Here is a 24,412-nt window from a genome sequence, read left to right as displayed (position 1 = left end):
AACATCCCAATAGTCTTTTATTGATGGTTACTCTAACGGGACGGATACGTCTTGTTTATGGCATTCTGGGACAGAAAATTGTGGGAAACGGACATTTCATGGATGTACGTCGTGCCATCACCAGTGTGCGCCTGCAAATGGCCTACGCCGCCGAACAGGGGCTGGACGCGCAGGCCTGTCTGGCAGGCAGCGATATTGACCCGGCAATGCTGCATCGGCCGGAGGCGACCATCGAGCGGGCCCAGGAGCGCCGGGTGGTGGAGAACCTTTGTGCGCAGCTGGATGATCCGGTCAGACATGGCCTGGCCATGGGGCAGCGTTATCACCTGAGCAGTTACGGGGTGTGGGGCTTTGCCCTGCTCAGTAGCCCTACCTTTCGGCAGGCGGTGGAGCTGGGGGTGCGCTATCTGGATCTGACCTTTGCCTTCCTGGATATCCGCCTTGAGGAGGAGCAGGGGGAGGCGGTGTTGATCCTGGATGACAGCGGGTTACCGGAAACCATTCGCCCCTACCTGCTGGCACGGGATGCCAGCGCGGTGATGATGGTCCAGGAAGAATTGTTCGCCAGCCGTATTCCGCTGTCCTCCCTGGCCCTGCGATTGCCTGAGCAGGATCCTGCGCCGTTTACCGCTATTTTCGGGTTGCCGCCCTGTTTCGATCAGTCTCACAGTCAGGCCCGGTTTGTCGCTGGTCTTCTGGATATGCCCTTGCCTCAGGCCAACCCGGTTACCGCCCGGCTCTGCGAGGAGCAATGCCAGCAACTGCTGGTGCAGCGCTATCGACAGGGTGGGGTGGCGTTACGGGTGCGCCGCCGCCTGCTTAGCCAGCCGGGCCGCTTTCCGGATATGGAAGCCATGGCATCAGAGTTGGGTGTGACCAGTCGCACACTGCGTCGGCAGCTGCGCACTGAGGGCACCGGTTACCGGGAGTTGCTCGATGAAGTGCGACGGATGCTGGCGGAGCAGTGGTTGATTCTGGGCGGGCTGGGCATGGAAGAGATCAGCGATCGACTGGGTTTCTCCGAACTCTCCAACTTCAATCATGCTTTCCGCCGCTGGACCGGGCAGACTCCGGCCCGGTTTCGACGCGAGCGTCAGGGGAAGTGATTTTTTACCACAGAGGGCACAGAGGACACTGAGGGAAAAATCGGTTTGGGTTGGGAACTATCAAGCAAACGAGAAGCTGTCTGGTTAACCACTAAGGGCACAGGTAACACCACTGTTCTATCTCGGTGTGCTCTGTGCCCTCTGTGGTAAAAAAATGCTTTTCAAAGAAGGGTCAAGGCATCGCCGGCAGTTTCATTTCGCCTTCCTTGTCGAAGGACAGGGGCAAGGGTACCCCGGCGACTCTGGCTTTGCCGACCAGGCGATACTGCAGCGGCTTGTCCTGTTGCTGCTGGATTTTCTGCAACTGTTTGAGGCTGCTCAGCAGGCTGGTGGTAATCGTGGTGGTCACTTGGGCATCGCCCATGGCGGGCAGGGTGACGCTGTCGCCGGTGAGGCCGCGGGCAAACTTTTCGCCGTTGATAAAGATCTCATAGTCCAGGCTCTTCAGCGTCAGTTCCCGGTCATTGGGATTGCGGGCACGCAAAGTGAGCCCCCATTCCTGTTCAAACAGGCTGATACTGTTGAGGGCAATGCCGGATACGCTGACTTCCGGCGCCTCTAGCGACCCCAGTCGTTGACAGCCCGCCAGCACGATGGTGGCCGTGATCAGCCATAGCGAAAGTACTTTTTTCATTCCCGAACTCCTTGGCATTGGCTCTGTTAGAGGCAAGCATAGCGGGAAAGTTGCATCAATGAAGGGCAGATGATTCGTCGCGGGGGTGAAGCGGGATAGGTGCATGCCGAACGGCCCGATCTCCCGCCACGCCACCGCGCCCCTGATGGGGCGCGCATGGCGCGGCATCCTGACCGGGCCGCCGGCATGAGTGCCGATACACATTGTGTATCAGCCCGTTGATAGTGGCGCGAGCAGGCAGGGTATGGCAAGCGACAAGTGTGGAAAATTTGTATCTGCTACCAGGGTAGCGGATCGCCCCGCCAGTTAATAAAACTGCCGCTCTGTTCCGGTGTTGCCTGGTCCAGCTGAACTGTCAATTGCTCTGCCACCCAGTCTGCAGAAAACAGCTTTTCTTCCGGGACCCGGGACTGGAAGGGAGCGGATAGTGGGGTGTCAGTGGTGCCAGGATGCAATGCCAGCAGGGTGAGCTGAGGAGCCCGGCGTCGAGCCTCCACGGCAAAGGTGCGGATCAGTTGGTTCAGCGCTGCCTTGCTGCTGCGATAGCTGTACCAGCCGCCGAGATGGTTGTCGGTAATACTGCCGACCCGGGCAGAGATGGCGGCGAAGGTTGCCGGCTGGCGGCGTAGCTGTGGCAGCAGGCTGCGGGCCAGCAGCATCGGGGCCCAGGCGTTCAGTCGGAAACTGTATTCCAGGCTCTCTAGCGACAGATCTTCCAGTCGCTTTTCCGGTGACAGATTCCGGCGGGTATCGTGTAGCACCCCGGCACAATGAATCACTCGCGACAGATGCTCTGTGTGTGTTTTGACTTCCTCGGCGAGCCCTGCAGGCCCCTGTGGGTCGGTCAGATCCGCCGCCACCAGCGTCAACGTGTCATGCCGGGCGGTCAGTGCCGCCAGCGGCGAGCTGTCAGGGTCGCGGCTGCTGGCGATAACCTGATCTCCTCGCGCCAGATGAAGGCGAGTGAGTGCCAGACCGATGCCAGAGCTGGCACCGGTAATCAGTACTGGATAGGGACGCGATGGGGATGTCATGGGCGAAGAATCGCCGTTGATCGGACAAGTTAACGTGAAGAACCGATCAGGTGTGACGATCGCAACAGTCAAAGTCGCATGGCTATGGTAGATTGCCAAAAAACCATCGGGATTGGGGGAGCGCAATGCGCCAAGTAGTAGTGTTGCTATTGATGCTGGTTGCCAGCCAGATTCAGGGGGCCGAGCTGGATCAGGAGCTGGCGGACTTCAAGCGCGACGTACTGGAAGTCAATAAGCGTCTGCTATTGCTGGAGGAGGAACTGCTGTTTCCTGCCGATACCCAGGTGGGCATCTATGTGTCCCTGGATGTGGGCCATTACTTCCAGCCGGACAGCATTACTCTGGAGCTGGATGGCGAAGTCCTGGCCAGCCATCTGTACACCGAGCGGGAAATCCGGGCCCTGAAAAATGGTGCGGTGCAGCGACTGGCGCTGGCCAACGTGAAAAACGGCGAGCACGAAATCACCGCCTTTGTGACCGGCATGGGGCCAGAGGACAGGGAAATTCGACGGGGTGTCACCGGGCAGTTTGAAAAGCGCCATGGCCGCCATTTCGTTCAGCTGCATATTGAGGATGACAAGGCCAAACAGCAGCCTCGTCTCCTGTTCCGTGACTGGCGCTGAGGCGAACATGCTGAAGTGGTCTGGCGTGGTGTTGTTGCTGATCAGCTCACTGGCCTGGGGGCGGCTGGACAAACCGCATCAGGTGCAGGAGTTGGCCTATGGGGAGGTGGCATATCTCTATCTGCAGGGGGATTACTTCGCTGCCCTGACGCGGGCACAGATGGCCCTTGAGCGCGGCAAGGTGGATGTGCACCGGGCAGATCTGGAAGTGCTGCTGGGCGCCATGTACAGCGCCTACGGTATGCCGGAGGATGCCGAGCGGGTGTTCAGTGCGTTGCTGGACCAGCAGGTCAGTGGCGAGGTGGCCCAGCGGGCCTGGATTCATCTGGCCGGGCTTTACTACCGACAACAGAAATACGCTCGCGCTTTGGAAACTCTTGAGCAGCAGGCCGGTACGCCGCCTGAGGACCTGCAAGAGGTTTACCACAGCCTGCGGGCGCGGGTGCTGATGCGTCTGGGCCGCTATGAAGAGGCGGCGGAATCCCTGGATGCCTTTGCCGCTAATCACCCGCTCAATGCCTACCTGCGCTATAACCTGGCGATCAGCTGGATCAACGGCAAGCACCCTGGTCTGGGCCAGGAATGGTTGTGGGAACTAGCCAACCTGCCGCCCGGTGCGCCGGAGGTGAACGCGATCAAGGACAAGGCCATGCTGGCGCTGGCGATTTACATGCTGCGCAGCGATCAGGAGGACCGTGCTTTGCAGCTGCTGCGCGATGCCCGCCTGGAAGGGCCGTTCGCTGATGTCTCCCTGCTGCTCTACGCCCGTGCCCTGTTGATCGAGAATCAGCCGGCCAGGGCGTTGCCGGTGCTGCAGAAACTGGACCGTAAATCGATCCAGCGTTCCACCGTGCAGGAAGCGCAGCTGGCGATCCCCTATCTGTACGAACAGATGGGCGATCAGCGTTCTGCTCGTCAGGCTTTCCAGACTGCGCTGGAACGCTTCGACGGGCTGGAAGAGTACCTGCTGGAAGTGGAGGCGCGGATTGCCAATGGTGACTGGTTTACGGAAATGGTCGGTGAGCCACGCTGGTCCACCGCCATGGACCCGGTGCCGCCGTTTTTACCAAAGCGGGTGAAGAGTTTTCCGACTTTCTACGAATGGTTTGCCACCAGGGAGTTCCAGCATGGCTGGCACAACTACCATGAGCTGATGCGCCAACGGAATCTGCTGACTCAATGGCAGAATACCTTGCCCGCCATGCAGACCATGCTCGACGCCCATGAGCGCAAGCATCAGGAAGTCAGGCCCCAGGCTCAGGCCCTGCTGCGGGAATTGTCACAGCAAGATTTTCAGGGTCGCCTTACCCGCCTGCAGGGTGATTACCGGACTGCTGTATCTGATCAGGAGCCGCTGCCTTTTGCCACTGACGATGAGCAGCGTCTTTGGCAGGCTCAGCAGGAGGCCGAACGCAAAACCCGGAGTTGGGGCAAGCGTAAACGGCCGGATATGACCGCCAAGCTGGATTTCTACAAGGGGGTTCTTTTGTGGGAAATGCAGCAGGATATCGTGCCTCGCCAGTGGCAGCGCCAGCAGGAACTGAACGACATCAGCGCCATGCTCGACCAGACCCGTGAATTGCGTAGCCGGGTCATGGTGGCGAGTAACCGGGTCCAGCGGCTGGATTTTTTCCGCCAGGAACTGCCCGCTCTGGAGCAGGAGCTGGCCAGCTTGCAAAAGCGCGGTGAGCGGCTGATGCGGCGTCAGCAATATTCCCTGCAGGCGTCCGCGTTTGAGCAGGTCACAGTGACCCGCAAGCGGTTGAAGCGTTTCAGTGCGGCAGCCCATGAAGGACTGGCCGATCTGTACAACAAGGCGTTGCGGACCCGGCGTGAGCCGCCGGCTGGTGGTTCCGAGGCGCCCATAGAGTAAGAGGGAATCGGCCTCTTCGCCTTGCCAGCAAGGCGCCAACGGTGTTGTTTGTGTCGAGACCAACGATTTAGTGGGGGTCTTGTTCGCAAGGCAACGGGTTTTATCGCAGGGCATGGCCATGGATGGATACGGGTTACTGTTACTGATGCCGGTGATGATGGTGCTGGCGGCACTGCCCAGCACCAGTGTGGCCCTGGTAGTGGTGCGTTCTGCCCGGCTGGGATTGTCGCAGGGCCTGTGGGTGGCCGCGGGTATTGTGGTGGCGGATCTGTTGTTCGCTGCGCTTGCCCTGTGGGGAATGAGCGAGCTGGCCCAGCAACTGGGTGGCTTGTTTGCCCCGGTCCGTATTGCCGCCGGGCTCTGGCTGGTGTGGTTCGGCATCAACCTGATCCGGCATCGTGGGGCTGCATTGCAAGTCGAACCGTTTGCCGGTGGTAGCAGGACCGTCAGTTTTCTCGCCGGCCTAGCGGTGACCCTGGGCGACATCAAGGCCATCGTTTTCTATGCCAGCCTGTTTCCCCTGTTTGTGGATATGCACTCGCCGGATGCGATGGGTATTGTCGCGGTGCTGCTGATTACGGTTTTCAGCGTGGGCGGCGTTAAGGCTGTCTATGCATTACTGGCCCAACGGATTACCCGCCACCGCAATCCCGGTTTGCAACAACCTCTGAGCATCGTCGCTGGCGGCACCATGATCGGCGCCGGCACCTGGCTGGTGACTCGCCCGTAGGCCCGTAGGGTGGATTAGCCCTAGGCGTAATCCACCGTTACTCCGGTGTCGTTAAATCGTCGGAATAAAAAACATTGCCATTGCGGTCGATGATGATGGCCGAGGTATCCGCTAGCCGGTTGATCAGCGCCAGGCCTTTTTCTACTCCCAGCACAAAGACACTGGTGGAGAGAGCATCCGCATCCAGGCTGTTGTCCGCGAGCACGGTAACGCTGGCCAGACCATCGATACTCTTGCCGGTCTGCGGTGACAGGATGTGGTGGATGCGGCGGCCATCACGGATGAAGTAGCGCTGGTAATCGCCGGAGGTGGACATGGCCAGGTCGCTGATGGGCAGGCGCATGGCCACCTTCTCCTGGTTACGAGGGTGCTGGATGCCCACTTCCCAGGGGCGACCCCGGTGGTCACCGAGCACATAGCTGTCACCGCCCAGGGACAGCCAGGCATGCTTAATACCCGCCTCTTTCAACAGCGCGATACCCCGGTCGATGGCATAGCCCTTGGCGATGCCGCCCAGATCGATGCGGGTGCCGGGTGTGCGATAGCGCACCCGGTGATTCGGCAGTAACTCAATGCGGTCGGCGCCGATGTGCTCGGCCGCATCGGCTAGCTGGGAAGCGTTTGGCGCCTTACCTTCCCGGTAGTCATAGAGATGGCCGGCACTGGCAAAGGTAATGTCGAAGGCGCCGTCGGTGAGCTGATAGAAATGCAGGGACCGTTCCAGTAACCGATAGAACTCGGGGCTGATGGTTTGCGGTTTTTCATGGCCACGCTGGTTAAGCCGAGCCAGTTCACTGTCTTCCACCCAGGGCGACAGTAACTGGTTGAGCCGCTCCATTTCCGCTTCCAGTTGCTGGAAAAGGGGAGCGGCATTGCTCTCTGACCACAGGGAAACACTGGCGCGGGTGCCCATCACATCCCAATCGTGTTGTTGCCAGTCGGCGTGCACGGGGAGCGCCAGCAGCAGTAGCAGGCTGGCAAGCAGGGAGCGAAGCGGGCGAGGGCGATGCATCGGTGTATCCGGGACCAGTGTGTAGATCCAGTGTGTAGATATTGGAGCTTTGCTCGCAAAGCTCCAACGGTTGCCGTCAGGTAATGGTACCACTAACGATGGGCTCGAAGGCGGTAAGCCGGTCCATTGAGTCGCTGTTGCCCAGACTGTGATTGGGGAACTTCTCCGAGAACAAGCCCTGCTCACCATGAAGCGCCATGTAGTTCAGCCACACGGTTTCCGCCAACAGGTTGACGTTGTTGGCGGCCGGGGTGCCAGCGGTTTCCACCGAGGCATCCGGGCGCATCCAGCCCAGCTGCTGATGTTGTTCCGCCGTGCTGCCCGCCGTATTGAGGGTGGGGCGGCCATTGGGGTCGTAAACCAGAAAGAAGGACGCCGCGGTCGATGAATTATCGCCAGTCCATTCGCCCTTGCCACGTCCTTCGGCAGAGTCATCGATGCGCCCGTTGCTGGCCACGGAGCCATCACTGAACACATAAATCATCAGTGGCACTCCCTTGCGGCGAGCGTACTCCAGGCAGGCTCCCATGCACCGCCCGGCACGGCGGTCGCGGATTTCACCGGTTCCCCGTTCGCCGGTGTGATAGTCGAAACCACCCATGCTGATACAACCGGCACCGGCGTAGCCGTTGACCACCAGCTTCATCACCGAGGCCGTTTTCTCAAACTCCCGATCGTTCAACTCGGCGTCCGAGAAGATGCCGAGAATGTCCATGTCCTGGCGGATATCCAGGGTGGAAGGGTCGCCGTAGCGGTCGGTGATATCTGCCGCTTCCACATAACCACAACGCAGCAGGTTGCGCAGGTTGTCGCGGCGGTTGGTATTGGTAAGACCACTGTCGATGCGGTCGATGCGTTTGTGGCTGATGCGGGCGATGGATTCCATTACCGACACGGCATCGGCCTGGTCGAGCAGGCCGACCAGTTTGCCGGTGTCTACCAGGCCGGTCACATCGGAGCGCCGGTCTACCTTGGTGGGACGGGCTGAGGCGATGATGGATGCATCCGGGGACATGGAGTTGCCACCGGATATGGAGCTGCGAGAGCCTATCAACGACAGTAGTTCGCCGTCCGCACCGGCATTGAAAATACCGTACATGGGGTTGTGGGGATTATTGGCGGTATCGTTTTCCGAGCGTGCCGGGATCACGCAGCCATTCACATTGGCGGTGGCGTTTGGTGCCTTGTCGAGAATGCCAAGCAGAAAAGGGGAGTCACTATGGAATGCCAGCCCCAGCTCGGTATTGATGGTGCCCGGGTCATTATTGGGTGCCAGGTTGCCCGGTAGCCCAAGCTTGGAATAACCCGCACTGCTGAGAAGATCCTGTTGTCCTCCCTCGCCACCAACCAGCACGTTGGAGCCGGCAATGTTAGCGCCACCGGCGAGATCAAAACAGATGAAGGGGATCTTGCCGGCCCCGGCGGCGGCGATGCCGCAGTCGGTTTTCATGCCTTCCAGATCACCGGACAGTGCCGCCATGGCGTCGCGAGGATTACTGAACAAACCAAACATGCCGACGCTGCCGAACGCTGCGCCGGTGAGCAAGCCGCGGCCCAGCATGTCCCGGCGGCTGACCGGTTTGCCGTGGCCCAGATTCAACAAGGGTGCATCCGGATGCAGGGGCTGGGTACGTTTTTTTAGAAAGTGACGTTTCATGATTTTCCCCTTATTGCATCAGCATGGTGGCACTGCCCAGCATGGCGGCACAGGCCGCCTTTGCCGCGGTGGCGGTGCGTTCCACGCAGTCACTGCTGCACTGTGTCAGATTGGTGTTGAACAGCAGGCTTTCCAGTTCCCCCTCCACATCGGCCCGGGCTGGCTGATCCGCCTGGCCGTTGCCGACCATGCGTTCAAACAATGGTGAAATGACCCAGTCCCGCCATTGTTGCTGGGTAATGGTGTCGGCACCAACGTTGTAGTTCAGCCCTGAGAACAGGGGTGTGATGCTGCCATCATTGGTGCGCTCGGCTTCCACCAGGGCGTTGCAGTACTCGATCGACAGCTGCGCCACGCCGACCTGATGAGCAGTGAGGAAGGCTTCAATGTTTTCCTCGCTGGGAAGCTGGGTGCGCAGGCGCTGATAGGTGTCCGGCACGTCTCCATAACCCTCTGGTACTCCGGTAAGCACACTCATGGTGGCGTTGATTTCGGCAAAGTTGCGTAGCCCTGCCAGTGGTTGTTCGCCGTATTCGTTAGGGGTCAACGGCAAGGGCTGCGGTTCAGTGTGCACATGGGTATGGCTACCCAGCCGCTCGAAGGTCAGGAAGAATTCATCGTTGTCCTGGCCCTGCTCCACCGGCAGCAAGGTGCCCAGGCGGGACAGGGTTTCTCCCTGTTCGCTGTAGCCGTCGCCGCCGATCTCTGTGTCCAGGGTGGCGAAGGCTTGTGCCACATCCGGTACCTGTCCATTGATGCCCAGACGTAGGCCGGCCAGGGGGACTTCTTCGCTGACGATGTCCTGCTCCAGGTTGATGAAGTAGGGCGCGGCGAACAGGTAGCTGAAGTTATCGAAGCGGGACACTTCGAACACCACATAGGCGCCGGGCTGGTCGATCAGATGACCGATGTAGAAGGGCAGGAAATAACGCTCGCCGACGCCGGCGTCGAAGTTGGTGCGAATCTGTTCTTCAGTGAGTGCCCGGTTATGGATGGCGGCGAAACGGATTACCCCTTCCCAGGGGCGGTCACTGGAGGCTTCGTTGCCCAGGACTAAAGCGAAGGTGTCATCCCAGGTGTTGAGCAGGGCGGGGATGACCGGATCGGTGGCGCCGTTGCGGGCACCATTGATATAGATCTGTCGGCCGTTTACCGGGTCGAAGGTCACCGCCACGTGCTGCAGGCTGGCCTGCAGCGGATCGTCAGCCGTTTCCAGCACCGGTTCGCCGTTGCCGTCAGTGGCTTCGCCGATACGCTGGAACAGCTGATAATTGCTGCCGCTTTGCGCCAGTGTCAGGTTGCGGGCATCCGGGCCGGCGGAGTAACTGATGATATGGGCATCATCCTGGCCGGTGCTGGCGGGCACCAGCCAGGCTTCCAGGGTCAGTTCGCCGGTGGTGCGGATCATGTCACTGAGCTTCTTGCTGGTGGCGGTGCTGCCCTGGGCTTTGCCGTTGTTGAGACGAATGCCCCAGCCGCCTTCCCAGGTGACGTCGCCATTGAATTGCAGGTGGATGGACGGGTCTACTCCGGAGCTGTCGAAGGCGGTGAGGCCTTCCCCGGTCTTGAATTCATAGCGGGCGATGATGTTGCTCTCGTAACGGCCGCCGCCGGCGGCCAGGGTGCCATCGTCCACATTGAGTGATTTGCTCAGCACCAGATCGTTATCGGGGGCGGTAGGGACAATGGCGTTCGCCATGGCGCGAATGGCATTTTCCATGGCCAGGGCATCACTGTCGCAGTTATCGCTCCAGCAGTTATGGCTGTCTTCACCGAGACGCTCTACCAGACGGCTCAATTCCGGGCTGTTCAGGTCGATCTTGCTGCGCACGGCCGTGTATGCCTCGTTCACATCATCTGCAGCCAGATAGGGGCCCTGGGGGGTGTTGGCATCACTCTGGTGACAGTCGCTGCAATGGTCGTCCAGCAACGGATATACATGGGTCTGGAACAGGCTCGGGTCCTGGGGGAAATTCTTGCTGTTGCCCGGGTCCTTGATCGGCGGTTCTTCCAGTTCCGTGGTGCCGCCCCCCAGCCCCAGACTTTCGCCAGCCCAGGCGCTGATCCAGGTACTGATCTGATCGGCGCAGAATTGCGAATCAGATTCCCAGCAGTTATGCCCACCGGCGACTTTCTGCACCATCTGCGAGGACGCTGGCTGGTTAAGGTTGATCAGCGGGTTGGCTGCTGCATAGGCCTGGTTGATATCGCCGGTCTGCAGGAAGGCAGGCTGCTGATCGCGGTGACAGGCGCCGCAGCGCTGCTCGCTGACCATATTGTTCCAGATATAGATCTTGAAAGCGGAGACGTCAGCATTGCGTGGTGCAGGGCCGTCGTAGTTGACGTTGTTGTTGCCGCCCCCATTGTTAACGTTCGGGGTGGTGTCGGAGCCGCTGCTGCTGCCGCCACAGCCGCTGATCAACGCGGCCAGGAGAGCGCTGGCAAGTGGTAAGTATCGCATCGCCTCAGTCCCCCATGCAGTAGGTGGCCGCATCGGCAAACAGCGTCTTCATGCGGTAGTTATCGTTTTTGAACTGGCTCGTCATGTTCTCAAGCTGAGAGGTGTCGGCACTGTCTGCGGGTTTGCGCAGGCACACCGCCTGAAAAACCTTTTCCGCCTGGCAAGTGGCGAACACGTCGCTGTGGGCCAGTTCTCGGCCCAGGCTGGCGGCGCCGCTGCCACTGCCGTTCAGATTCGGGTCCCAGCCCAGGTTGGCATTCGGGCCTTTTCGCCAGTAGTTGTCCCAGTTGTCGTCCGGGGTGATGTACCCCCAGGGGAAGTTGTTGCTGTTGATCAGATATTTGCCCTGCACCCGGGTGCCGGTATCCGGATCGGCGCTGGTGTTGTAGACCATGCGGCCACCATCGCCTTCCTGCGGGCCTTCCCAGTCGTAGTAGGCAAAGCCCTGGGCCAGCGGGTCCATGCCGCTGTGACAGCTGATGCAGTTGTTGCGGAAAATACGGCTGTCGCCGCCGGGGCTGCGGCTGACATCCTGACGGATGCGGTCGGAGGGGCGAGTGGTGTCCTGCACCTGTTCCAGGTCACGACAGAGATGGTTCATCAGGGTGAAGCGCAGCATGGCCCGGTTGGTGCCGGCATAGAAAAAGGCGTTGGCAGCGGCACGGGTGGTCAGCACCCCGGCAACGGCCTGTGACGGCGTGCCGTACTGGCTGGCCTGGCTGCTGGCGGAAAGCACATCGGCCAGATTGGCGTGCTGACTCTCCAGGTTGCGGTAATGGGCATTGCTGTCCGCAGACGCCGCTGGGGTGACGTTGCCCACGTAAAGCAGGTCATCGTAGAGGATTCGCCGAAAGTCCAGATCATCGCGAATGGCACCGATTACCGTGGCGGTATAGTCATTCAATGGCGCGAACACATCCTGGGCCTCATTGGTCCACGGTGTGGCGAACTGCTTGACAGTGACGTTATAGAACGCCGGGTGGTCCATGGCCAGTTCCGCCGCGTCACGGGGGCCGCTGGTAGGGTTGCCCTGGATCAGGTTGGCCATGGTAGTGAGCGTGGCAGCATCCGCCGGTACACCCGCCAGACGATTGTGAATGCGTTGTGCCTGGTCGCGACTGTTGGCCATGCCTGTCACAGGCAAGCTGAGAGCCAGCGTCACCAGAAATATCCCCCGATAGCCTTTCATGGCTGTATCCTTTTTCTTTGATACGGTGTCGTCCGTCTGTCATTGATTGGCAGTACAGATCGACCGTTTAACAGATTTCCCGTTTCCCGCAATCATTGTCCATGACATTCTGCATCAGGCTCTGTGAATTGGGGCCCAGAAAATCAACAACAGATTCGCGATACTGACACAAACCAGAAAAAAACGGACGAACGGTGAAAATAATGAGGGTACCTGTCCTGCTGGGCCTGCTTGTGGGGATAAGCGGCTGCGGAGGCATGGACGGGGGGATCAGCAGAAGGACCCCACGGTAACCGATATCCCGGTGGCGTATGTGCAGCGTTCGCTGCCCAGGGATGACGACGGTGAGATTGTGGTTGAGTCCCTGGAAGAACCGGCAGCGTTCCAGGCCGGGGCCAGGCTGATGGTGCGTGACAGCGCTTCCTCCCGTGCTGTGACTCGTGATGTCTCCACGACGATCTTCGGTTCCGGCCACGACGTCCGTGATCTCACCATGAGCTACGACGGCAGTCGTCTGCTATTTTCCGCTCGGGCGCCGGAAATTGTCGATGCAGATGAGGATGAGCAGCCTACCTGGAACCTGTGGGAATATGATTTTCAAACGGGCGTCGCGCGACGGCTGATCAGCAGCGACCTGCGCGCAGAAGAAGGCCAGGATCGCTATCCGGCCTATTTGCCCGATGGCCGTATCGTGTTTGCCTCAACCCGCCAGCGCCAGGCCCGGGCCAGGTTGCTGGATGAGGGCAAGCCCCAGTTCACCCCGCTGGAAGAAGGCCGTGATACTTATGCCTTCGCCCTGCACGTGATGAGTGCGGACGGCGTGGAGATTGAGCAGATCACCTTCAATATGAGCCATGATGTGGCGCCCCTGGTGGGCCGCGATGGGCGGGTGATCTTCCTGCGCTGGGATAACAAGGATAATGAAAACCGCTTTGATCTGTACCGGGTTAACCCGGACGGAACCGGGCTTACCCCCCTATACGGTGCCGATAGCCATGACGCCGGTAATAATCGCACTCGGGAATTCCTGCCCCTCTCGCTCATGGGCGATGGTCGTCTGCTCACCGCTGCACGTTTGCGCGAGGCCGGAGCCGGGCAGATGCAGCCGCTGGCCATCGATATTGGCAACTTCGTGAATCGTGAGGGCCCGCTGTTTGGTCGGGTTGGTAGTCAGGCAGAGCAGGCGTTGCCGGGCCCGGCCAGCTCTTTGGGTGATGCCGTGGCGGTGGAAGGGCGACTGGCGGATTTGGTGAGCATGGATGATGGCTCCGGTCGTTTTTTGATCGCCTGGTCTCCCTGTCGCTTGCGGGAGGGGCAAACCCTGCGGCCCTGTACCGCCGAGTATCTAAATCAGGGACTGCCGGAAGCACCGCCTGCCTTCGGTCTATGGATTCTGGACCCGGCCGAGGGAACTCAGCGGCCAGTGGTCACCCCGCAGGCGAATCTCTGGGTCACAGAACTGGCTGTGGCAACGTCGCGAACCCTGCCAACGCAGGCCGTGGCCAATGAGCGGGACGATGCCCTCGCTGAAGACAACCTGGCGCGACTGGATATTCGCAGTGTCTACGACATGGATAGCCGGTTTGTCAGTTTCAATAACCCTCGGCTTCCCGGTATTTCCACGCTCGAGCAGTTCCGGGATCCTTCCCTGGTGGCCCCGGAAGAGCGGCAGGTGCGTTTTCTGCGGATTACCAAGGGCGTGTTGATCCCCGACGAGGATGTCCGGGATATCGCCGGAGCCCAGTTCGGGCGGGCGGCTAATTTCGGCATGCGCGAAATTGTCGGCTATGTGCCGGTAGAGCCGGACGGCTCGGTGCGAGCGCGGGTACCCGCTGACGCGCCGCTGGGCCTGCAATTGGTCGATGCCACGGGCAAGGCGGTGTACAGCCGCCATGGTGCATGGATCAATCTGCGCCCGGGCGAAACCCTGCAATGCCAGGGCTGCCACGCCAACAATTCGCCGTTGCCCCATGGCCGTACTGATGGCATGGCACCTTCGATCAATGCGGGTGCTCCCCTGACCGGGCAGCCCTTCCCAAATACCCGCACCGATGTGGTCGGGTTTGCCGATGCCGGCGAAACCATGGCTCAGGCGCTCACCCGGCTCTATCCGGAACGGGAAATCCCGGCCATTGATATGCGCGGCTTTGATGCCTGGAGCGATCCGGCTCCGGCTGAAGACCTGTTGCTGGCCTATGCGGACCTGCAGACACTGGCGCCTGCCCCGGTGCCCTGTCAGCAGCAATGGCAGGCGGAATGCCGCACGGTGATTCATTATCAGGACCACATTCAGCCGCTTTGGGATCTGCCACGCCAGGCGGACGTGGGTGGCAGCCTGCAGGATGTTACCTGTTCTTCTTGCCATAATCGCCGGGATGCCATGAATGCGTTGCAGGTGCCGCCGGCGCAGCTGGAGCTCACTGGTGAGGCGTCTGCAGATCAGCCGTTACAGCCCACCAGCTACCGGGAACTGCTGTTCAATGACAACGAGCTGGTGCTGGAAGACGGCGCCTTGGTCGACCGGCTGGAGATCGTCACTGACGGTGAAGGCAATGTGGTTTACCAAACTGATGAAGACGGCGAGCTGATTCTGGATAACATGGGTAATCCTGTTCCGGTGACGGAAACCGTGCCGGTCTCGGCACTTATTCGGGCTGGCCAGGCGCGCAATTCCGACGCATTCTTTGATATCTTTGTACAGGGCGGTGCCCATGACGACTGGCTGAAGGTGGAAGAATTGCGGTTGCTGGCGGAATGGGCCGATCTTGGGGCGCAGCTCTATAACGACCCGTTCCGGGTGCCCGAAAACTGATAAAGCGCCAAGTCTGGATAACCTGACTGGTGCCGTTGGAGCCTTGTTCGCAAGGCGAATGGCGTAAAAGTCTTGCCATGAAAACAAGCCCGGAATCGACATGCCGGGCTTATTTGATGTCCGATTGAAAGGGGAGACGCACCCGTTGCGCCTTGTAGTTGTGTTGTTATCCATGCTGGTGCTGTTACCGGTAAAAGCGGTTTCATCCGAACCGTCACCTCCCTTGCAAGTCAAGGTTGCGGAGCCCTATGTGGATATCCATACCGGGCCCGGTCGCGGTTACCCGGTTTTCCATGTGGTAGAGCGCCATGCGCCGCTGACCCTGCTGTTCCAGCGCGCCGGCTGGATCAAGGTTGAAACCGCCCGTGGCCGCATCGGCTGGGTGCCTCGCAAGGCGTTACTGTCTACCCTGGACGGCAGCGGTGAGACACCGGAACTGCAGAATCTGGGTCACGAGGATTTTACTGGTGGGCACTGGCAGGCATCGGTGCTGGCGGGAGAACTTGAAGGTGTCACCTCGCTGGCGGTGGGGCTTGGCTACCGGTTCACAGGAAACCTCACTGCCGAGGCGATGTTTACCCAGGCCAGTGGGAATTTTTCCAATACCAAACTGATTGATTTCAACCTTCAGCATCAGCTGTTTCCGCGCTGGAGAATCTCTCCCTATACGATGCTGGGAACCGGCCGCGCCAGTATTGAACCCCGGGCGACATTGGTGCGCCCGGAAAATCGTGACGAAACGCTGGCTTTTGCCGGCGCCGGGCTGAAGGCCTACCTGGCTCGCGGTTTTGTATTACGGGGTGAATACCGAAGTTATGTGCTGTTCACCGAAGAAAACGACAACCGGAATCTGGAAGAATGGAAACTCGGTTTCTCCCTGCTTTTCTGATCCTGCCTCTATTACTCCCGGCAGTAGCAATAGCTGAAACGGCAGACGATATATCCGCTGTGCGCGACGCAGACCCGGAATCGGTACTGGATCCGCAAATCGAGCGGCGTCGTATCAAGGAAGCGGATATCGATAGCGAAAACTTCGAGGCGGGTGTGTACGCAGGCATTCTCTCGATTGAAGATTTTGGTGCTCAGCCAGTGGTGGGCGTGCGGCTGGACTATCACTTGTCCGAGGATGTGTTCTTCGAGGCAGTGCTGGGCCGCGCCGAGGCTGGAGAAACCAGTTTCGAAACCCTTAATGCGGGGGTGCGTCTGCTGAATGATGATGAGCGTGAGTTCACTTATTACCAGGCGTCGGTGGGGTACAACCTGCTACCCGGCGAGGCCTTTCTGTCTGGCGGACGAACGTTCAATAACGCCCTTTATCTGCTTGGTGGAGCCGGGATTACCGATTTCGCCGGCGAAGAGCATTTCACCCTGGGGGTCGGTGTGGGTTACCGCCTGCTGGTCAATGATTTGATCGCCGTGCGGGTGGATATGAAAGACCATATCTTTAATCTGGATGTGCTTGGCGAGGATAAGACCACGCACAATCTGGAGCTGACCGCGGGTGTCAGTCTGTTTTTCTGAAAATAAGAAATGGGGGGAGCAATAATGAAAAAGACACTGATGCTAGTGATAGGCGCGTTGGCGCTGATTTTTTCCAGCAATGCGCTTGCCGCAGAGGAAGGTGCGCCAGCACCGGACTTTACGCTCAAGACCCTGGATGGCAGCAACCTGAAGCTAAGCGAGCAGCGGGGAACCGTGATTCTGTTGAATTTCTGGGCCTCCTGGTGCGGACCCTGCCGTACCGAAATGCCGTTGCTGGACGATCTTTATCAGGAGTATCGCGACTACGGCTTCACCGTGCTGGGCGTTAACCTGGATGAGAATCGTGACCAGGCGGATCGTCTTTTGGACAAGATTCCGGTGACCTTCCCGGTGTTGTTTGATCCGCAGAACAGTACCAGTGAAACCTATGGCGTGGATGCCATGCCCACCACCGTACTGATTGACCGTAATGGTGTGGTCCGTCATCACCATCGTGGTTACAAGGACGGCTATATGGATAAATACGAAGACCAGGTGAAGGCGCTGGTGCTGGAATGAATGGAGTGGGAATGATGCGTCTCTCCGGTCTTGTGCTATTGCTGGCGTTCACCGCCAGCGGCTGTGCCGTAAAACCCTGGCTAAAGCCCTACGAGCGTGCCCGCCTGGCGGACCCGGTGATGAACGTGTCTGCCCACCCGGTGGCGGAAAGCTACATGGGCCATGTGCATCAGGCGCGGGAAAGCATGCGTGGGGCGGAAGGCAGTGCCGGTGGAGGCTGCGGATGCAACTGATGCGTACGTTGCTGGTGGGAGTGCTGATCTGTTCAAGCGCGTTGTTGCAAGCCTCGGTATTGCCGGAGGATCGGCTTGATGTGCTGTACCACCAGTACGAGGGGGGCGGTATGAAAATCAATGGCCCGTCGGTGCTGGTAAGAAAGTCGGTGGCCGACAAGGTAGCGGTGCATGCCAATTATTATGTGGATGAAGTCTCCGCTGCTTCCATTGATGTGCTGGTCAGTGCCAGTCCTTACTCAGAAGAGCGCACGGAGAAAAGTGTTGGCGTGGATTATCTGCATGGCAAGGCCATCTATTCGTTAAGTTACGCCAACAGCGAAGAAAATGATTTCGAGGCGAACTCGGTACACTTTGACATGAGCCAGGATTTCTTTGGCGATCTGACAACCCTGAGCTTTGGCTATTCGAAAGGCTGGGATGAAGTGTTTCGAAGTGATGATAATACCTTCGCTGAAGAAGCCGATCGGCAGCATTTTCGGATCAATATATCGCAGATTCTGACCCGCAATCTGAGGGCTAGCCTGGGCCATGAGCTGATCACCGATGAAGGCTACCTGAACAATCCCTACCGCTCCGTGCGTTATTTGACGGGTGGTGGCAATTACAGCTTTGAGCCGGAGCGCTATCCAGAAACCCGTACCAGTGAAGCTACCTCGTTACGGCTGTCCTACTACTTGCCCTGGCGGGCCGGCCTGCATGGCGAGTACCGGCTGTATAACGATTCCTGGGGTATTGATGCCAATAGCTGGCAATTGAAGCTGATACAGCCGCTGGGAGGAAAGTGGACTCTGGAAGGGCGTTACCGGGCCTACCAGCAAGGCCAGGCGGATTTTTATGCGGATCTATTTCCATTCCAGAATGCCCAGAATTTTCTTGCCAGAGACAAGGAACTCAGCGAATTCAGCTCTACCGTGGTGGGGGTGGGGATTGGCTTCGAATTCAGCAAATCAAACTGGGACACCTTCGACCGGGCGGGGCTGAATCTGTGGGTGGATCGCTTCAGCTTTGACTACGAGAATTTCCGCGACATTCGCGTCGCTTCCACCCCGGGCACCGAACCGCTGTACAGCTTTGATGCCACGGTAACCCGACTGCTGTTTACGTTGTGGTATTAGCTACGAGCTACGCTGGTTGGATAGGGAAAGGATGGAAAGTTCCTGGGACCTCGGTATTTCTACGAAGCCGCGGTAGGAGCCCATGCTTGCATGGCGAACCGCGCTTGCGCGGAAATCGGCCGGAGGGAGATCAGGAGTCTCAGAGCTCGACAGGTTTCAGAAAAGAATGGCGGCTAGGTTGATCTCTGCCGCCTCGCTACGCTCGGTTCGCCATGCAAGCATGGCTCCTACAGCGAAGCCCGGTTCTTTCGCCTGAATCGCGCCGCGAGCGGCGCTCCTGCAAAATTTTTCCGGCGTTGTCTCTTACAACGAGTCGGTCAGCAAAATCCCGAAGCTGAAACGGTTTTCGTAATCGTCGTAGTTGATCAGCGAATCCCCATAGCCACTGAACACCTGAACCAGCCCCTTGAAACGCTTGCTGAGCGGGAAAGAATAGTTGATGCGGCCGGCGCCCTTGTTGTCGGAGCGCAAGTTGTTACGCACCATCAGTTCCAGTACGTGGTTGCGGAACGGGTAGGCTACTTCCAGCTCGAAATTGCCCATGAACTTTTCGATGTCCGGGTTATCGTCACCGGAGGTCTCCAGGGGGTCGTCTTTCTCTTCTTCGGGAATCCGGTACCAGGGTTTCACGGACCAGTAATAGTCGCCGGTCTTGAAGACGTAATTCATGAACACCCGGTTCCAGCTTCTCGACACCGGCACATCGCGGCCATTGGATTGGTGGTTGAAGCCGGCCACCAGCAGTTCGGAATCCAGTGGGCCAATCTGCCAGTCGATAGGCTTGGAAATAAAGATTTCCGGCTCGTAATTGGTTTCCCGAAACGGCGCGGAGATCTCGCTGTTGTAGGCCTGCCAGAAGAAGGTACCGGTGAACGCCATCCACAAGGTCACATCGTCGACGATGTTTTCCTTCAGGGGCGCCTTGAGTGAGAGCTGGAACTTCACCTCGTTGGGCTGCAGGTCCCGGTCATCCTTGTCGGGGTCATTCCACTGGCGGTTGGACCAGTAGCTGTACGGCAGCAGGTAATTGCGGCGGTGCGGGGTAATCACAAAGGGGTTGCCTCGGGTGGTGTTTTCCAGCGCCAGGCGGGCGCGCAGGGCATCCTCGTTGGTGCGATCCCCGGGCAGTTCTTCGCCGTTCTGGCACCAGCCGCGCAGCTCTTTCAGGGTGACCTGCTCATTGGCAGTCTGAGCACTTCGCAACAGGCAATCGTTCTGCTGCTGGGTTTTGCTCATGGCCTCCGTTGATTCATCCGGCACCGGGGTACTATCACTGTCTGATGCCTGGGCATTTTCCTCTTTCTCACGTTCGGATGCTTGCGGGCTTTCTTCGGCATGGAGGGTGGCGACACAGAGAGAGGCGCTGATCAATGTCAGGGCCAGCACCAGGGACTTGTACATGCGGTGATCCTTTACGTTGCCGATATTTCCGTCTGGCACGGCCAGCATCCGGTTACAGGTTGCTGACTTCCTCGTTGCTCATTGAGCGAGCCTGATCCTCCAGCATGACGGGAATACCGTCACGCACCGGATAGGCCAGACCACTGGCCTTGCACTTGAGTTCGCCGGCCTTGTCGTCATAGATCAGGGGTGCCTTGCTGACCGGGCAAACCAGGATGTCTAGCAGGTTGGTATCAATCATTGGCGGGTTCCTAAGCAGTCATTCAGCAGTCTTCGGCGAGTATACCCAATGTCCACGGCAGGGGAGAGGATACCGCCGCAACTCCGGCCTTTTTTTACGAAAAAGCTGTTAAAACAGTTAACTAGAGAGGCAAACGGTAGTTTCAAACGCTTGTTTGACTCACGGGTCACAAATAGGGGTAGAGCGGTGCAGGAGCCCTGACCTAAGATTAGCGTCCCAAATTATGGCGGGCCCATGGCCCGCCTCATTGTCACCGTTTCTTTAGGGAGATTTGAGATGCCGGATTACAAGGCTCCCCTGCGCGATATGCGCTTTGTACTGAATGAAGTCCTGGACATGGACGGCCACTACCAGGGTCTGGGTCTGGAAGAGATCAACAGCGAACTGCTGAATGCCTTTCTGGAAGAAGGCGCCAAGTTTTCCGAAAACGAGCTGGCTCCCCTGAACCGTTCCGGTGATGAGGAAGGCTGTGGTTTCGACAACGGTGTGGTAACCACGCCGAAAGGTTTCAAGGAAGCCTACGCCAAGTATGTGGAAGGTGGTTGGCCGGCCATGGGCGGCGATCCGGAATTCGGCGGTCAGGGCCTGCCCGGCTCCGCTGGCATCGCTATCTCTGAAATGACCGGTACCGCCAACTGGTCCTGGAGCATGTACCCGGGCCTGTCCCACGGTGCGGTGGCGACCATTGAAGAGCACGGTACCGACGAGCAGAAAAATGGCTACCTGCCGAAGCTGACCAGCGGTGAGTGGACCGGCACCATGTGCCTGACCGAACCCCACTGTGGTTCTGACCTGGGTATTCTGAAATCCAAGGCCGAGCCCAACGCTGACGGCTCCTACAGCATCACCGGCACCAAGATCTTTATCTCTGCTGGTGAGCATGACATGGCCGAGAACATCGTCCATATCGTACTGGCTCGCCTGCCTGATGCGCCCAAAGGCACCAAGGGTATTTCCCTGTTCATCGTTCCCAAGTTTCTCACCGACGGCAACGGCGGTGTGGGCGAGCGCAATGCGGTGACCTGTGGTTCCATCGAACACAAGATGGGCATCAAGGCATCCGCCACCTGCGTAATGAACTTCGACGGCGCCACCGGTTACCTGATCGGCCCGGAAAACAAAGGCCTGAACTGCATGTTCACCTTTATGAACTTTGCCCGTCTGGGTACCGCCATTCAGGGTGTTGCCCATGCCGAGCTGGGTTTCCAGGGTGGCCTGACCTACGCCAAGGATCGTCTGGCCATGCGCAGCCTGTCCGGCCCGAAAAACCCGGAAGGCCCCGCCGACCCGATCATCGTTCACCCGGACGTGCGTCGTATGCTGCTGACTTCCAAGGCGTTCGCCGAAGGTGGTCGTGCACTGGTGTACCTGTGCGCCCAGCTGGGTGACAAGGTGAAGCTGGAGAAAGATGAGGCGGCCCGCAAGGAAGCCGACGATCTGATGGCCCTGTTGACGCCAATCGCCAAGGCGTTCGTGACCGAAGCCGGTCTGGAAGCGGCCAACCACGGTGTGCAGATCTACGGTGGCCACGGCTTTATCCGTGAATGGGGCATGGAACAGAACGTGCGTGATGCGCGTATCTCCACCCTGTACGAAGGCACCACCGGCATTCAGGCGCTGGATCTGCTGGGTCGTAAAGTCATGATGACCCAGGGTCAGGCCCTGCGTAACTTCACCAAGGTCGTGCACAAGTTCGGCGAAACCAACGCGGACAATGCGGACCTGAAGGAACTGCTGGAGCCGCTGGCCGCTTACAACAAGGAATGGGGCGAGCTGACCCAGGCCATCGGCATGCAGGCCATGCAGAATCCGGATTATGTGGGTGCCGCTTCCGTGGATTACCTGATGTATTCCGGCTACGTGACCCTGGCCTACCTGTGGGCCCGCATGGCAGCCGTGGCACACGCTGCGCTGGAATCCGGTGCTGGTGATGAGGACTTCTACAAGGCCAAGATCAGCACGGCCAAGTTCTACTTCAAGCGCATCCTGCCGCGTGCGGCCGGTCACAAGGGCGCCATCGAAGGCGGCCTGGACTGCCTGATGGAACTGGACGCAGAACACTTCGCGTTCTGATCCGGCGTCAGTGCCAGAAAAAAAGCCCGCCCTTGTTCGGCGGGCTTTTTTTTGCCTGAAAACCGCCCAGGCTACGTAAACGGTGGTTTTTCGTTATAGTGTCGACACAAAAAAGACGTCACAGGGATGAGGGGGATATATCCATGAAGAAGGTTGTTGCACTGATTGTGGTGCTGGTTGTGGCGTGGCTGGGGGCCACGTTTTATGTGGGCATGCGCGCCGAGACGCTGGTTCGCGACGAAGTGGCCGGCCTGGAAGTGATTCCGGGGCAGAGCGATATTGTCTTTGACGTGCTTCGTTATGATCGCGGGCTGTTTCGGTCCGAGGCGGTGACCTGCCTGATCGCCCAGGGCGAGCTGGCATCCAATCCGAACATGGCGATGTTGTCCGGGCAAATCTGCTCCCTGAGCACCATTCACCACGGTCCCTTCGCCTGGACCGATGAGGGCCTGTTTGTGGGGGTTGCCGCCAGTGAGGAAGTCCTGGATCTGAGTGAGCTGCCCCCGGAAATGGCGGCCATGGTCAATGAGATCTTTCAGGGCAAGCCGCCGGTGACCGGTTACAGCCGCTATGGCTTTGATGGCAGCCTGACCATGAAGGTGGCGGTGTCGCCGGTAAATCTGGAGGCACCCATGGGCAAGGTGGTGCTCGAAGAGTTGCAGCTGGACGTGTTGCGGCCAACCGCTGATACCTATCCGCTCAACACTTACCTGTCCCTGCAGGGGCTGGATGTGTCCTCCCCGAAAATGGGTTTCGCGGTGGATTCACTCACTGGCGCCGTGGATATCGTTGCCATGCTGGGCGGTGAATTACCGCTGGCGGATATTAACCTGGCCGGCAAGCAGTTGCGCTGGTCCCAGGGGGAGCAGCCGATGCTGGCGTTTGATCTGACCCTGCAGGGCAACAGTAAGGATCACGGTGATACGCTTAGTGGCGACAGCCGCTTATGGTTGGAGAATATCAGCGGGCCAATGGTGCCGCTGCCCATGGACAGCGCTTACCTGGGTATGGACTACGCCGGTCTGGACCGGCAGGCACTGGTCAAGGTGCACGCACTCAACCGGGAGATGGATGAAATCCAGACCCGGGCACTGATGGGCGCCCTGACCGGCAATGGCGAGCAGGATATGGAACAGCAGATGGCTCGTATCCAGACCTTGCTGGCAGAAATGACCCAGGTGGCTGCGGAACAACTGCTGCATCCGGGTGACAGTGAGTTGTCACTGCAGATGCTGGTGGACCACCAGGGCGAGCGACAGCTCACCGTCGACAGCAAGGCCCGTTACCTGGGGCTGGATGGCAACAACCTGCCGGCTGACGAGCTGATGGCACTCAGTGAGGCGCAGATTCAGCAGATGCTGGATGTGCAGGTGCGCGTGGATATGCACGAGTCACTGGTGCCGGCGTCCTACGTCGCCAGGCTGACAGCCCTGGCCGAGCAGGGCGTGGTGGAAAGGCAGGGCGAGCGCTGGAGCAGTGTGATCAGCGCCAATGGCGGCGCCCTGAGCCTCAATGGCCAGCTAGTGAGCGCTGAAGAGCTGCAGGAGCGCATGAAAGCGGTTTCCGGGCCTGCTGGCACTCCGGAGGCGGCTGAAGCGGAGACGGCCCTGGACGATCCGTTGGCTTACCAAGTCGATTGATCCGCAAAACCCGCCGTTTGGCGGGTTTTTTTATTCCCCGAAAATCGGGCATGCTGTAATGACTCTCTCGCGGGGCGATTGCCTGTTCTAAGGAGGGGAGACATGGAGACAGTCAGGGTGCTTTGTTGGCGCTCAACGGCGATCCTGTTCGTTCTGCTGGGCATGATCGGTGTGGTGGTCCCGGGTATGCCGACCGTGGTCTTTCTGTTGCTGGCCGCCTGGGCGGGCAGCCATGGCTGGCCACAGCTTGAACACTGGTTGTTGCACCATCCCCGCCACGGTGGCCACATCCGTCAGTGGCGCGAACAGCGTGCCATTCCCCGCCGCGCCAAGTGCGCCGCCTCCACCATGATGTTAATCAGTATCGGCCTGATCAGCCTGTCTACGGCGCCGGATTACGTGAAAATCGCTGTGCCGCTGTTTCTCTGCGCGGTATTGCTGTGGATGTGGCGCCGACCGGAGCCGCTGGAATAGGCATAAGGCTTTATTTGAATACGGCGCAAATGAAGGCAAAAGTGCGTCAACAGCCCTCAAT

Annotated in this window: 21 protein-coding genes; 13 read left to right on the top strand and 8 right to left on the bottom strand. The window is 59.1% G+C overall.

Features of this window, described 5'->3' with window-relative positions:
- The first annotated feature begins 98 nt into the window (after window positions 1-98).
- Complete coding sequence (locus ACMG4M_RS14265; protein WP_035244931.1) at window positions 99-1,106, top strand: AraC family transcriptional regulator; 1,008 nt, start codon at window positions 99-101, stop codon at window positions 1,104-1,106.
- Window positions 1,107-1,278: 172 nt separating this feature from the next.
- Here ACMG4M_RS14265 and ACMG4M_RS14260 read toward each other — a convergent pair whose 3' ends face one another.
- Window positions 1,279-1,740, bottom strand: coding sequence for an LEA type 2 family protein (locus tag ACMG4M_RS14260; RefSeq protein WP_035244930.1), 462 nt, complete (start codon window positions 1,738-1,740; stop codon window positions 1,279-1,281).
- A 278-nt stretch (window positions 1,741-2,018) separates the two neighbouring features.
- Window positions 2,019-2,774: an SDR family NAD(P)-dependent oxidoreductase gene (locus ACMG4M_RS14255; protein WP_414430261.1), complete on the bottom strand. Its 756-nt coding sequence runs from the start codon at window positions 2,772-2,774 to the stop codon at window positions 2,019-2,021.
- 125 nt (window positions 2,775-2,899) lie between these two features.
- On the opposite strand from ACMG4M_RS14255, the gene ACMG4M_RS14250 reads away from it, so the two are divergent.
- From ACMG4M_RS14250 to ACMG4M_RS14240, 3 genes are all read left to right on the top strand, one after another.
- The gene (locus ACMG4M_RS14250) at window positions 2,900-3,397 is read left to right on the top strand and encodes a hypothetical protein (RefSeq protein WP_035244928.1); all 498 of its coding nucleotides are present in this window, start codon (window positions 2,900-2,902) and stop codon (window positions 3,395-3,397) included.
- 7 nt (window positions 3,398-3,404) lie between these two features.
- Window positions 3,405-5,270 carry a tetratricopeptide repeat protein gene (locus ACMG4M_RS14245; protein WP_414430260.1) on the top strand — a complete coding sequence of 622 codons (1,866 nt, stop codon included), beginning with the start codon at window positions 3,405-3,407 and terminating at the stop codon, window positions 5,268-5,270.
- A gap of 118 nt (window positions 5,271-5,388) precedes the next feature.
- Window positions 5,389-6,000: a LysE family translocator gene (locus ACMG4M_RS14240; protein WP_414430259.1), complete on the top strand. Its 612-nt coding sequence runs from the start codon at window positions 5,389-5,391 to the stop codon at window positions 5,998-6,000.
- A 37-nt stretch (window positions 6,001-6,037) separates the two neighbouring features.
- On the opposite strand, the gene ACMG4M_RS14235 is transcribed toward ACMG4M_RS14240, so the two are convergent.
- The 4 genes from ACMG4M_RS14235 to ACMG4M_RS14220 form a co-directional block, all read right to left on the bottom strand.
- The gene (locus ACMG4M_RS14235) at window positions 6,038-7,012 is read right to left on the bottom strand and encodes an FAD:protein FMN transferase (protein WP_035244926.1); all 975 of its coding nucleotides are present in this window, start codon (window positions 7,010-7,012) and stop codon (window positions 6,038-6,040) included.
- Window positions 7,013-7,088: 76 nt separating this feature from the next.
- Window positions 7,089-8,669 carry a hypothetical protein gene (locus ACMG4M_RS14230; RefSeq protein ID WP_414430258.1) on the bottom strand — a complete coding sequence of 527 codons (1,581 nt, stop codon included), beginning with the start codon at window positions 8,667-8,669 and terminating at the stop codon, window positions 7,089-7,091.
- A gap of 10 nt (window positions 8,670-8,679) precedes the next feature.
- Window positions 8,680-11,130 carry a LamG domain-containing protein gene (locus ACMG4M_RS14225; protein WP_035244924.1) on the bottom strand — a complete coding sequence of 817 codons (2,451 nt, stop codon included), beginning with the start codon at window positions 11,128-11,130 and terminating at the stop codon, window positions 8,680-8,682.
- A 4-nt stretch (window positions 11,131-11,134) separates the two neighbouring features.
- The gene (locus ACMG4M_RS14220; protein ID WP_414430257.1) at window positions 11,135-12,319 is read right to left on the bottom strand and encodes a hypothetical protein; all 1,185 of its coding nucleotides are present in this window, start codon (window positions 12,317-12,319) and stop codon (window positions 11,135-11,137) included.
- A gap of 313 nt (window positions 12,320-12,632) precedes the next feature.
- On the opposite strand from ACMG4M_RS14220, the gene ACMG4M_RS14215 reads away from it, so the two are divergent.
- From ACMG4M_RS14215 to ACMG4M_RS14190, 6 genes are all read left to right on the top strand, one after another.
- Window positions 12,633-15,131 carry a hypothetical protein gene (locus ACMG4M_RS14215; protein WP_414430256.1) on the top strand — a complete coding sequence of 833 codons (2,499 nt, stop codon included), beginning with the start codon at window positions 12,633-12,635 and terminating at the stop codon, window positions 15,129-15,131.
- A gap of 145 nt (window positions 15,132-15,276) precedes the next feature.
- Window positions 15,277-16,020: an outer membrane beta-barrel protein gene (locus ACMG4M_RS14210; RefSeq protein ID WP_414430255.1), complete on the top strand. Its 744-nt coding sequence runs from the start codon at window positions 15,277-15,279 to the stop codon at window positions 16,018-16,020.
- 59 nt (window positions 16,021-16,079) lie between these two features.
- Window positions 16,080-16,652: an outer membrane beta-barrel domain-containing protein gene (locus tag ACMG4M_RS14205; protein ID WP_232221976.1), complete on the top strand. Its 573-nt coding sequence runs from the start codon at window positions 16,080-16,082 to the stop codon at window positions 16,650-16,652.
- Between the two features lie 24 nt (window positions 16,653-16,676).
- Window positions 16,677-17,171: a TlpA disulfide reductase family protein gene (locus ACMG4M_RS14200; RefSeq protein ID WP_035244920.1), complete on the top strand. Its 495-nt coding sequence runs from the start codon at window positions 16,677-16,679 to the stop codon at window positions 17,169-17,171.
- An 11-nt stretch (window positions 17,172-17,182) separates the two neighbouring features.
- Window positions 17,183-17,404 (top strand): DUF4266 domain-containing protein, encoded by a 222-nt coding sequence (locus ACMG4M_RS14195; RefSeq protein WP_084573375.1) that lies wholly within the window; start codon window positions 17,183-17,185, stop codon window positions 17,402-17,404.
- Window positions 17,395-18,522 carry a DUF3570 domain-containing protein gene (locus tag ACMG4M_RS14190; RefSeq protein WP_035244918.1) on the top strand — a complete coding sequence of 376 codons (1,128 nt, stop codon included), beginning with the start codon at window positions 17,395-17,397 and terminating at the stop codon, window positions 18,520-18,522. Before ACMG4M_RS14195 ends, ACMG4M_RS14190 begins: the two co-directional genes overlap by 10 nt.
- A 303-nt stretch (window positions 18,523-18,825) precedes the next feature.
- On the opposite strand, the gene ACMG4M_RS14185 is transcribed toward ACMG4M_RS14190, so the two are convergent.
- Complete coding sequence (locus tag ACMG4M_RS14185) at window positions 18,826-19,962, bottom strand: phospholipase A (protein ID WP_414430254.1); 1,137 nt, start codon at window positions 19,960-19,962, stop codon at window positions 18,826-18,828.
- A gap of 13 nt (window positions 19,963-19,975) precedes the next feature.
- On the bottom strand, window positions 19,976-20,164 hold the full coding sequence (locus ACMG4M_RS14180; RefSeq protein WP_035244917.1) for a Trm112 family protein: 189 nt from the start codon (window positions 20,162-20,164) through the stop codon (window positions 19,976-19,978).
- Between the two features lie 276 nt (window positions 20,165-20,440).
- Between ACMG4M_RS14180 and ACMG4M_RS14175 the strand changes: the two genes are divergently transcribed.
- The 3 genes from ACMG4M_RS14175 to ACMG4M_RS14165 all read left to right on the top strand — a co-directional run bounded on the left by ACMG4M_RS14175 (window position 20,441) and on the right by ACMG4M_RS14165 (window position 24,351).
- Window positions 20,441-22,237, top strand: coding sequence for an acyl-CoA dehydrogenase C-terminal domain-containing protein (locus ACMG4M_RS14175; RefSeq protein ID WP_035244916.1), 1,797 nt, complete (start codon window positions 20,441-20,443; stop codon window positions 22,235-22,237).
- Window positions 22,238-22,380: 143 nt separating this feature from the next.
- Window positions 22,381-23,877 (top strand): DUF945 family protein, encoded by a 1,497-nt coding sequence (locus ACMG4M_RS14170; protein WP_414430253.1) that lies wholly within the window; start codon window positions 22,381-22,383, stop codon window positions 23,875-23,877.
- A gap of 102 nt (window positions 23,878-23,979) precedes the next feature.
- Window positions 23,980-24,351, top strand: a complete 372-nt coding sequence (locus ACMG4M_RS14165) for a YbaN family protein (protein ID WP_035244914.1) — start codon at window positions 23,980-23,982, stop codon at window positions 24,349-24,351.
- The last annotated feature ends 61 nt before the right edge of the window (window positions 24,352-24,412 follow it).

This window comes from Alcanivorax sp. IL3 (assembly GCF_047495465.1).
Classification (GTDB): Bacteria; Pseudomonadota; Gammaproteobacteria; order Pseudomonadales; family Alcanivoracaceae; genus Alcanivorax; species Alcanivorax jadensis.
The sequence above is the reverse complement of the archived record's forward strand: the minus strand, read 5'-3'. Positions and strand labels throughout refer to the sequence as shown.

Coding starts and splice junctions, on each gene's coding strand:
- ACMG4M_RS14175 (WP_035244916.1), top strand. CDS start 20,441: ATGCCGGATTACAAGGCTCCCCTGCGCGATATGCGCTTTGTACTGAAT.
- ACMG4M_RS14235 (WP_035244926.1), bottom strand. CDS start 7,012: ATGCATCGCCCTCGCCCGCTTCGCTCCCTGCTTGCCAGCCTGCTACTG.
- ACMG4M_RS14190 (WP_035244918.1), top strand. CDS start 17,395: ATGCAACTGATGCGTACGTTGCTGGTGGGAGTGCTGATCTGTTCAAGC.
- ACMG4M_RS14260 (WP_035244930.1), bottom strand. CDS start 1,740: ATGAAAAAAGTACTTTCGCTATGGCTGATCACGGCCACCATCGTGCTG.
- ACMG4M_RS14225 (WP_035244924.1), bottom strand. CDS start 11,130: ATGCGATACTTACCACTTGCCAGCGCTCTCCTGGCCGCGTTGATCAGC.
- ACMG4M_RS14200 (WP_035244920.1), top strand. CDS start 16,677: ATGAAAAAGACACTGATGCTAGTGATAGGCGCGTTGGCGCTGATTTTT.
- ACMG4M_RS14180 (WP_035244917.1), bottom strand. CDS start 20,164: ATGATTGATACCAACCTGCTAGACATCCTGGTTTGCCCGGTCAGCAAG.
- ACMG4M_RS14250 (WP_035244928.1), top strand. CDS start 2,900: ATGCGCCAAGTAGTAGTGTTGCTATTGATGCTGGTTGCCAGCCAGATT.
- ACMG4M_RS14255 (WP_414430261.1), bottom strand. CDS start 2,774: ATGACATCCCCATCGCGTCCCTATCCAGTACTGATTACCGGTGCCAGC.
- ACMG4M_RS14220 (WP_414430257.1), bottom strand. CDS start 12,319: ATGAAAGGCTATCGGGGGATATTTCTGGTGACGCTGGCTCTCAGCTTG.
- ACMG4M_RS14265 (WP_035244931.1), top strand. CDS start 99: ATGGATGTACGTCGTGCCATCACCAGTGTGCGCCTGCAAATGGCCTAC.
- ACMG4M_RS14165 (WP_035244914.1), top strand. CDS start 23,980: ATGGAGACAGTCAGGGTGCTTTGTTGGCGCTCAACGGCGATCCTGTTC.
- ACMG4M_RS14240 (WP_414430259.1), top strand. CDS start 5,389: ATGGATGGATACGGGTTACTGTTACTGATGCCGGTGATGATGGTGCTG.
- ACMG4M_RS14170 (WP_414430253.1), top strand. CDS start 22,381: ATGAAGAAGGTTGTTGCACTGATTGTGGTGCTGGTTGTGGCGTGGCTG.
- ACMG4M_RS14230 (WP_414430258.1), bottom strand. CDS start 8,669: ATGAAACGTCACTTTCTAAAAAAACGTACCCAGCCCCTGCATCCGGAT.
- ACMG4M_RS14195 (WP_084573375.1), top strand. CDS start 17,183: ATGATGCGTCTCTCCGGTCTTGTGCTATTGCTGGCGTTCACCGCCAGC.
- ACMG4M_RS14245 (WP_414430260.1), top strand. CDS start 3,405: ATGCTGAAGTGGTCTGGCGTGGTGTTGTTGCTGATCAGCTCACTGGCC.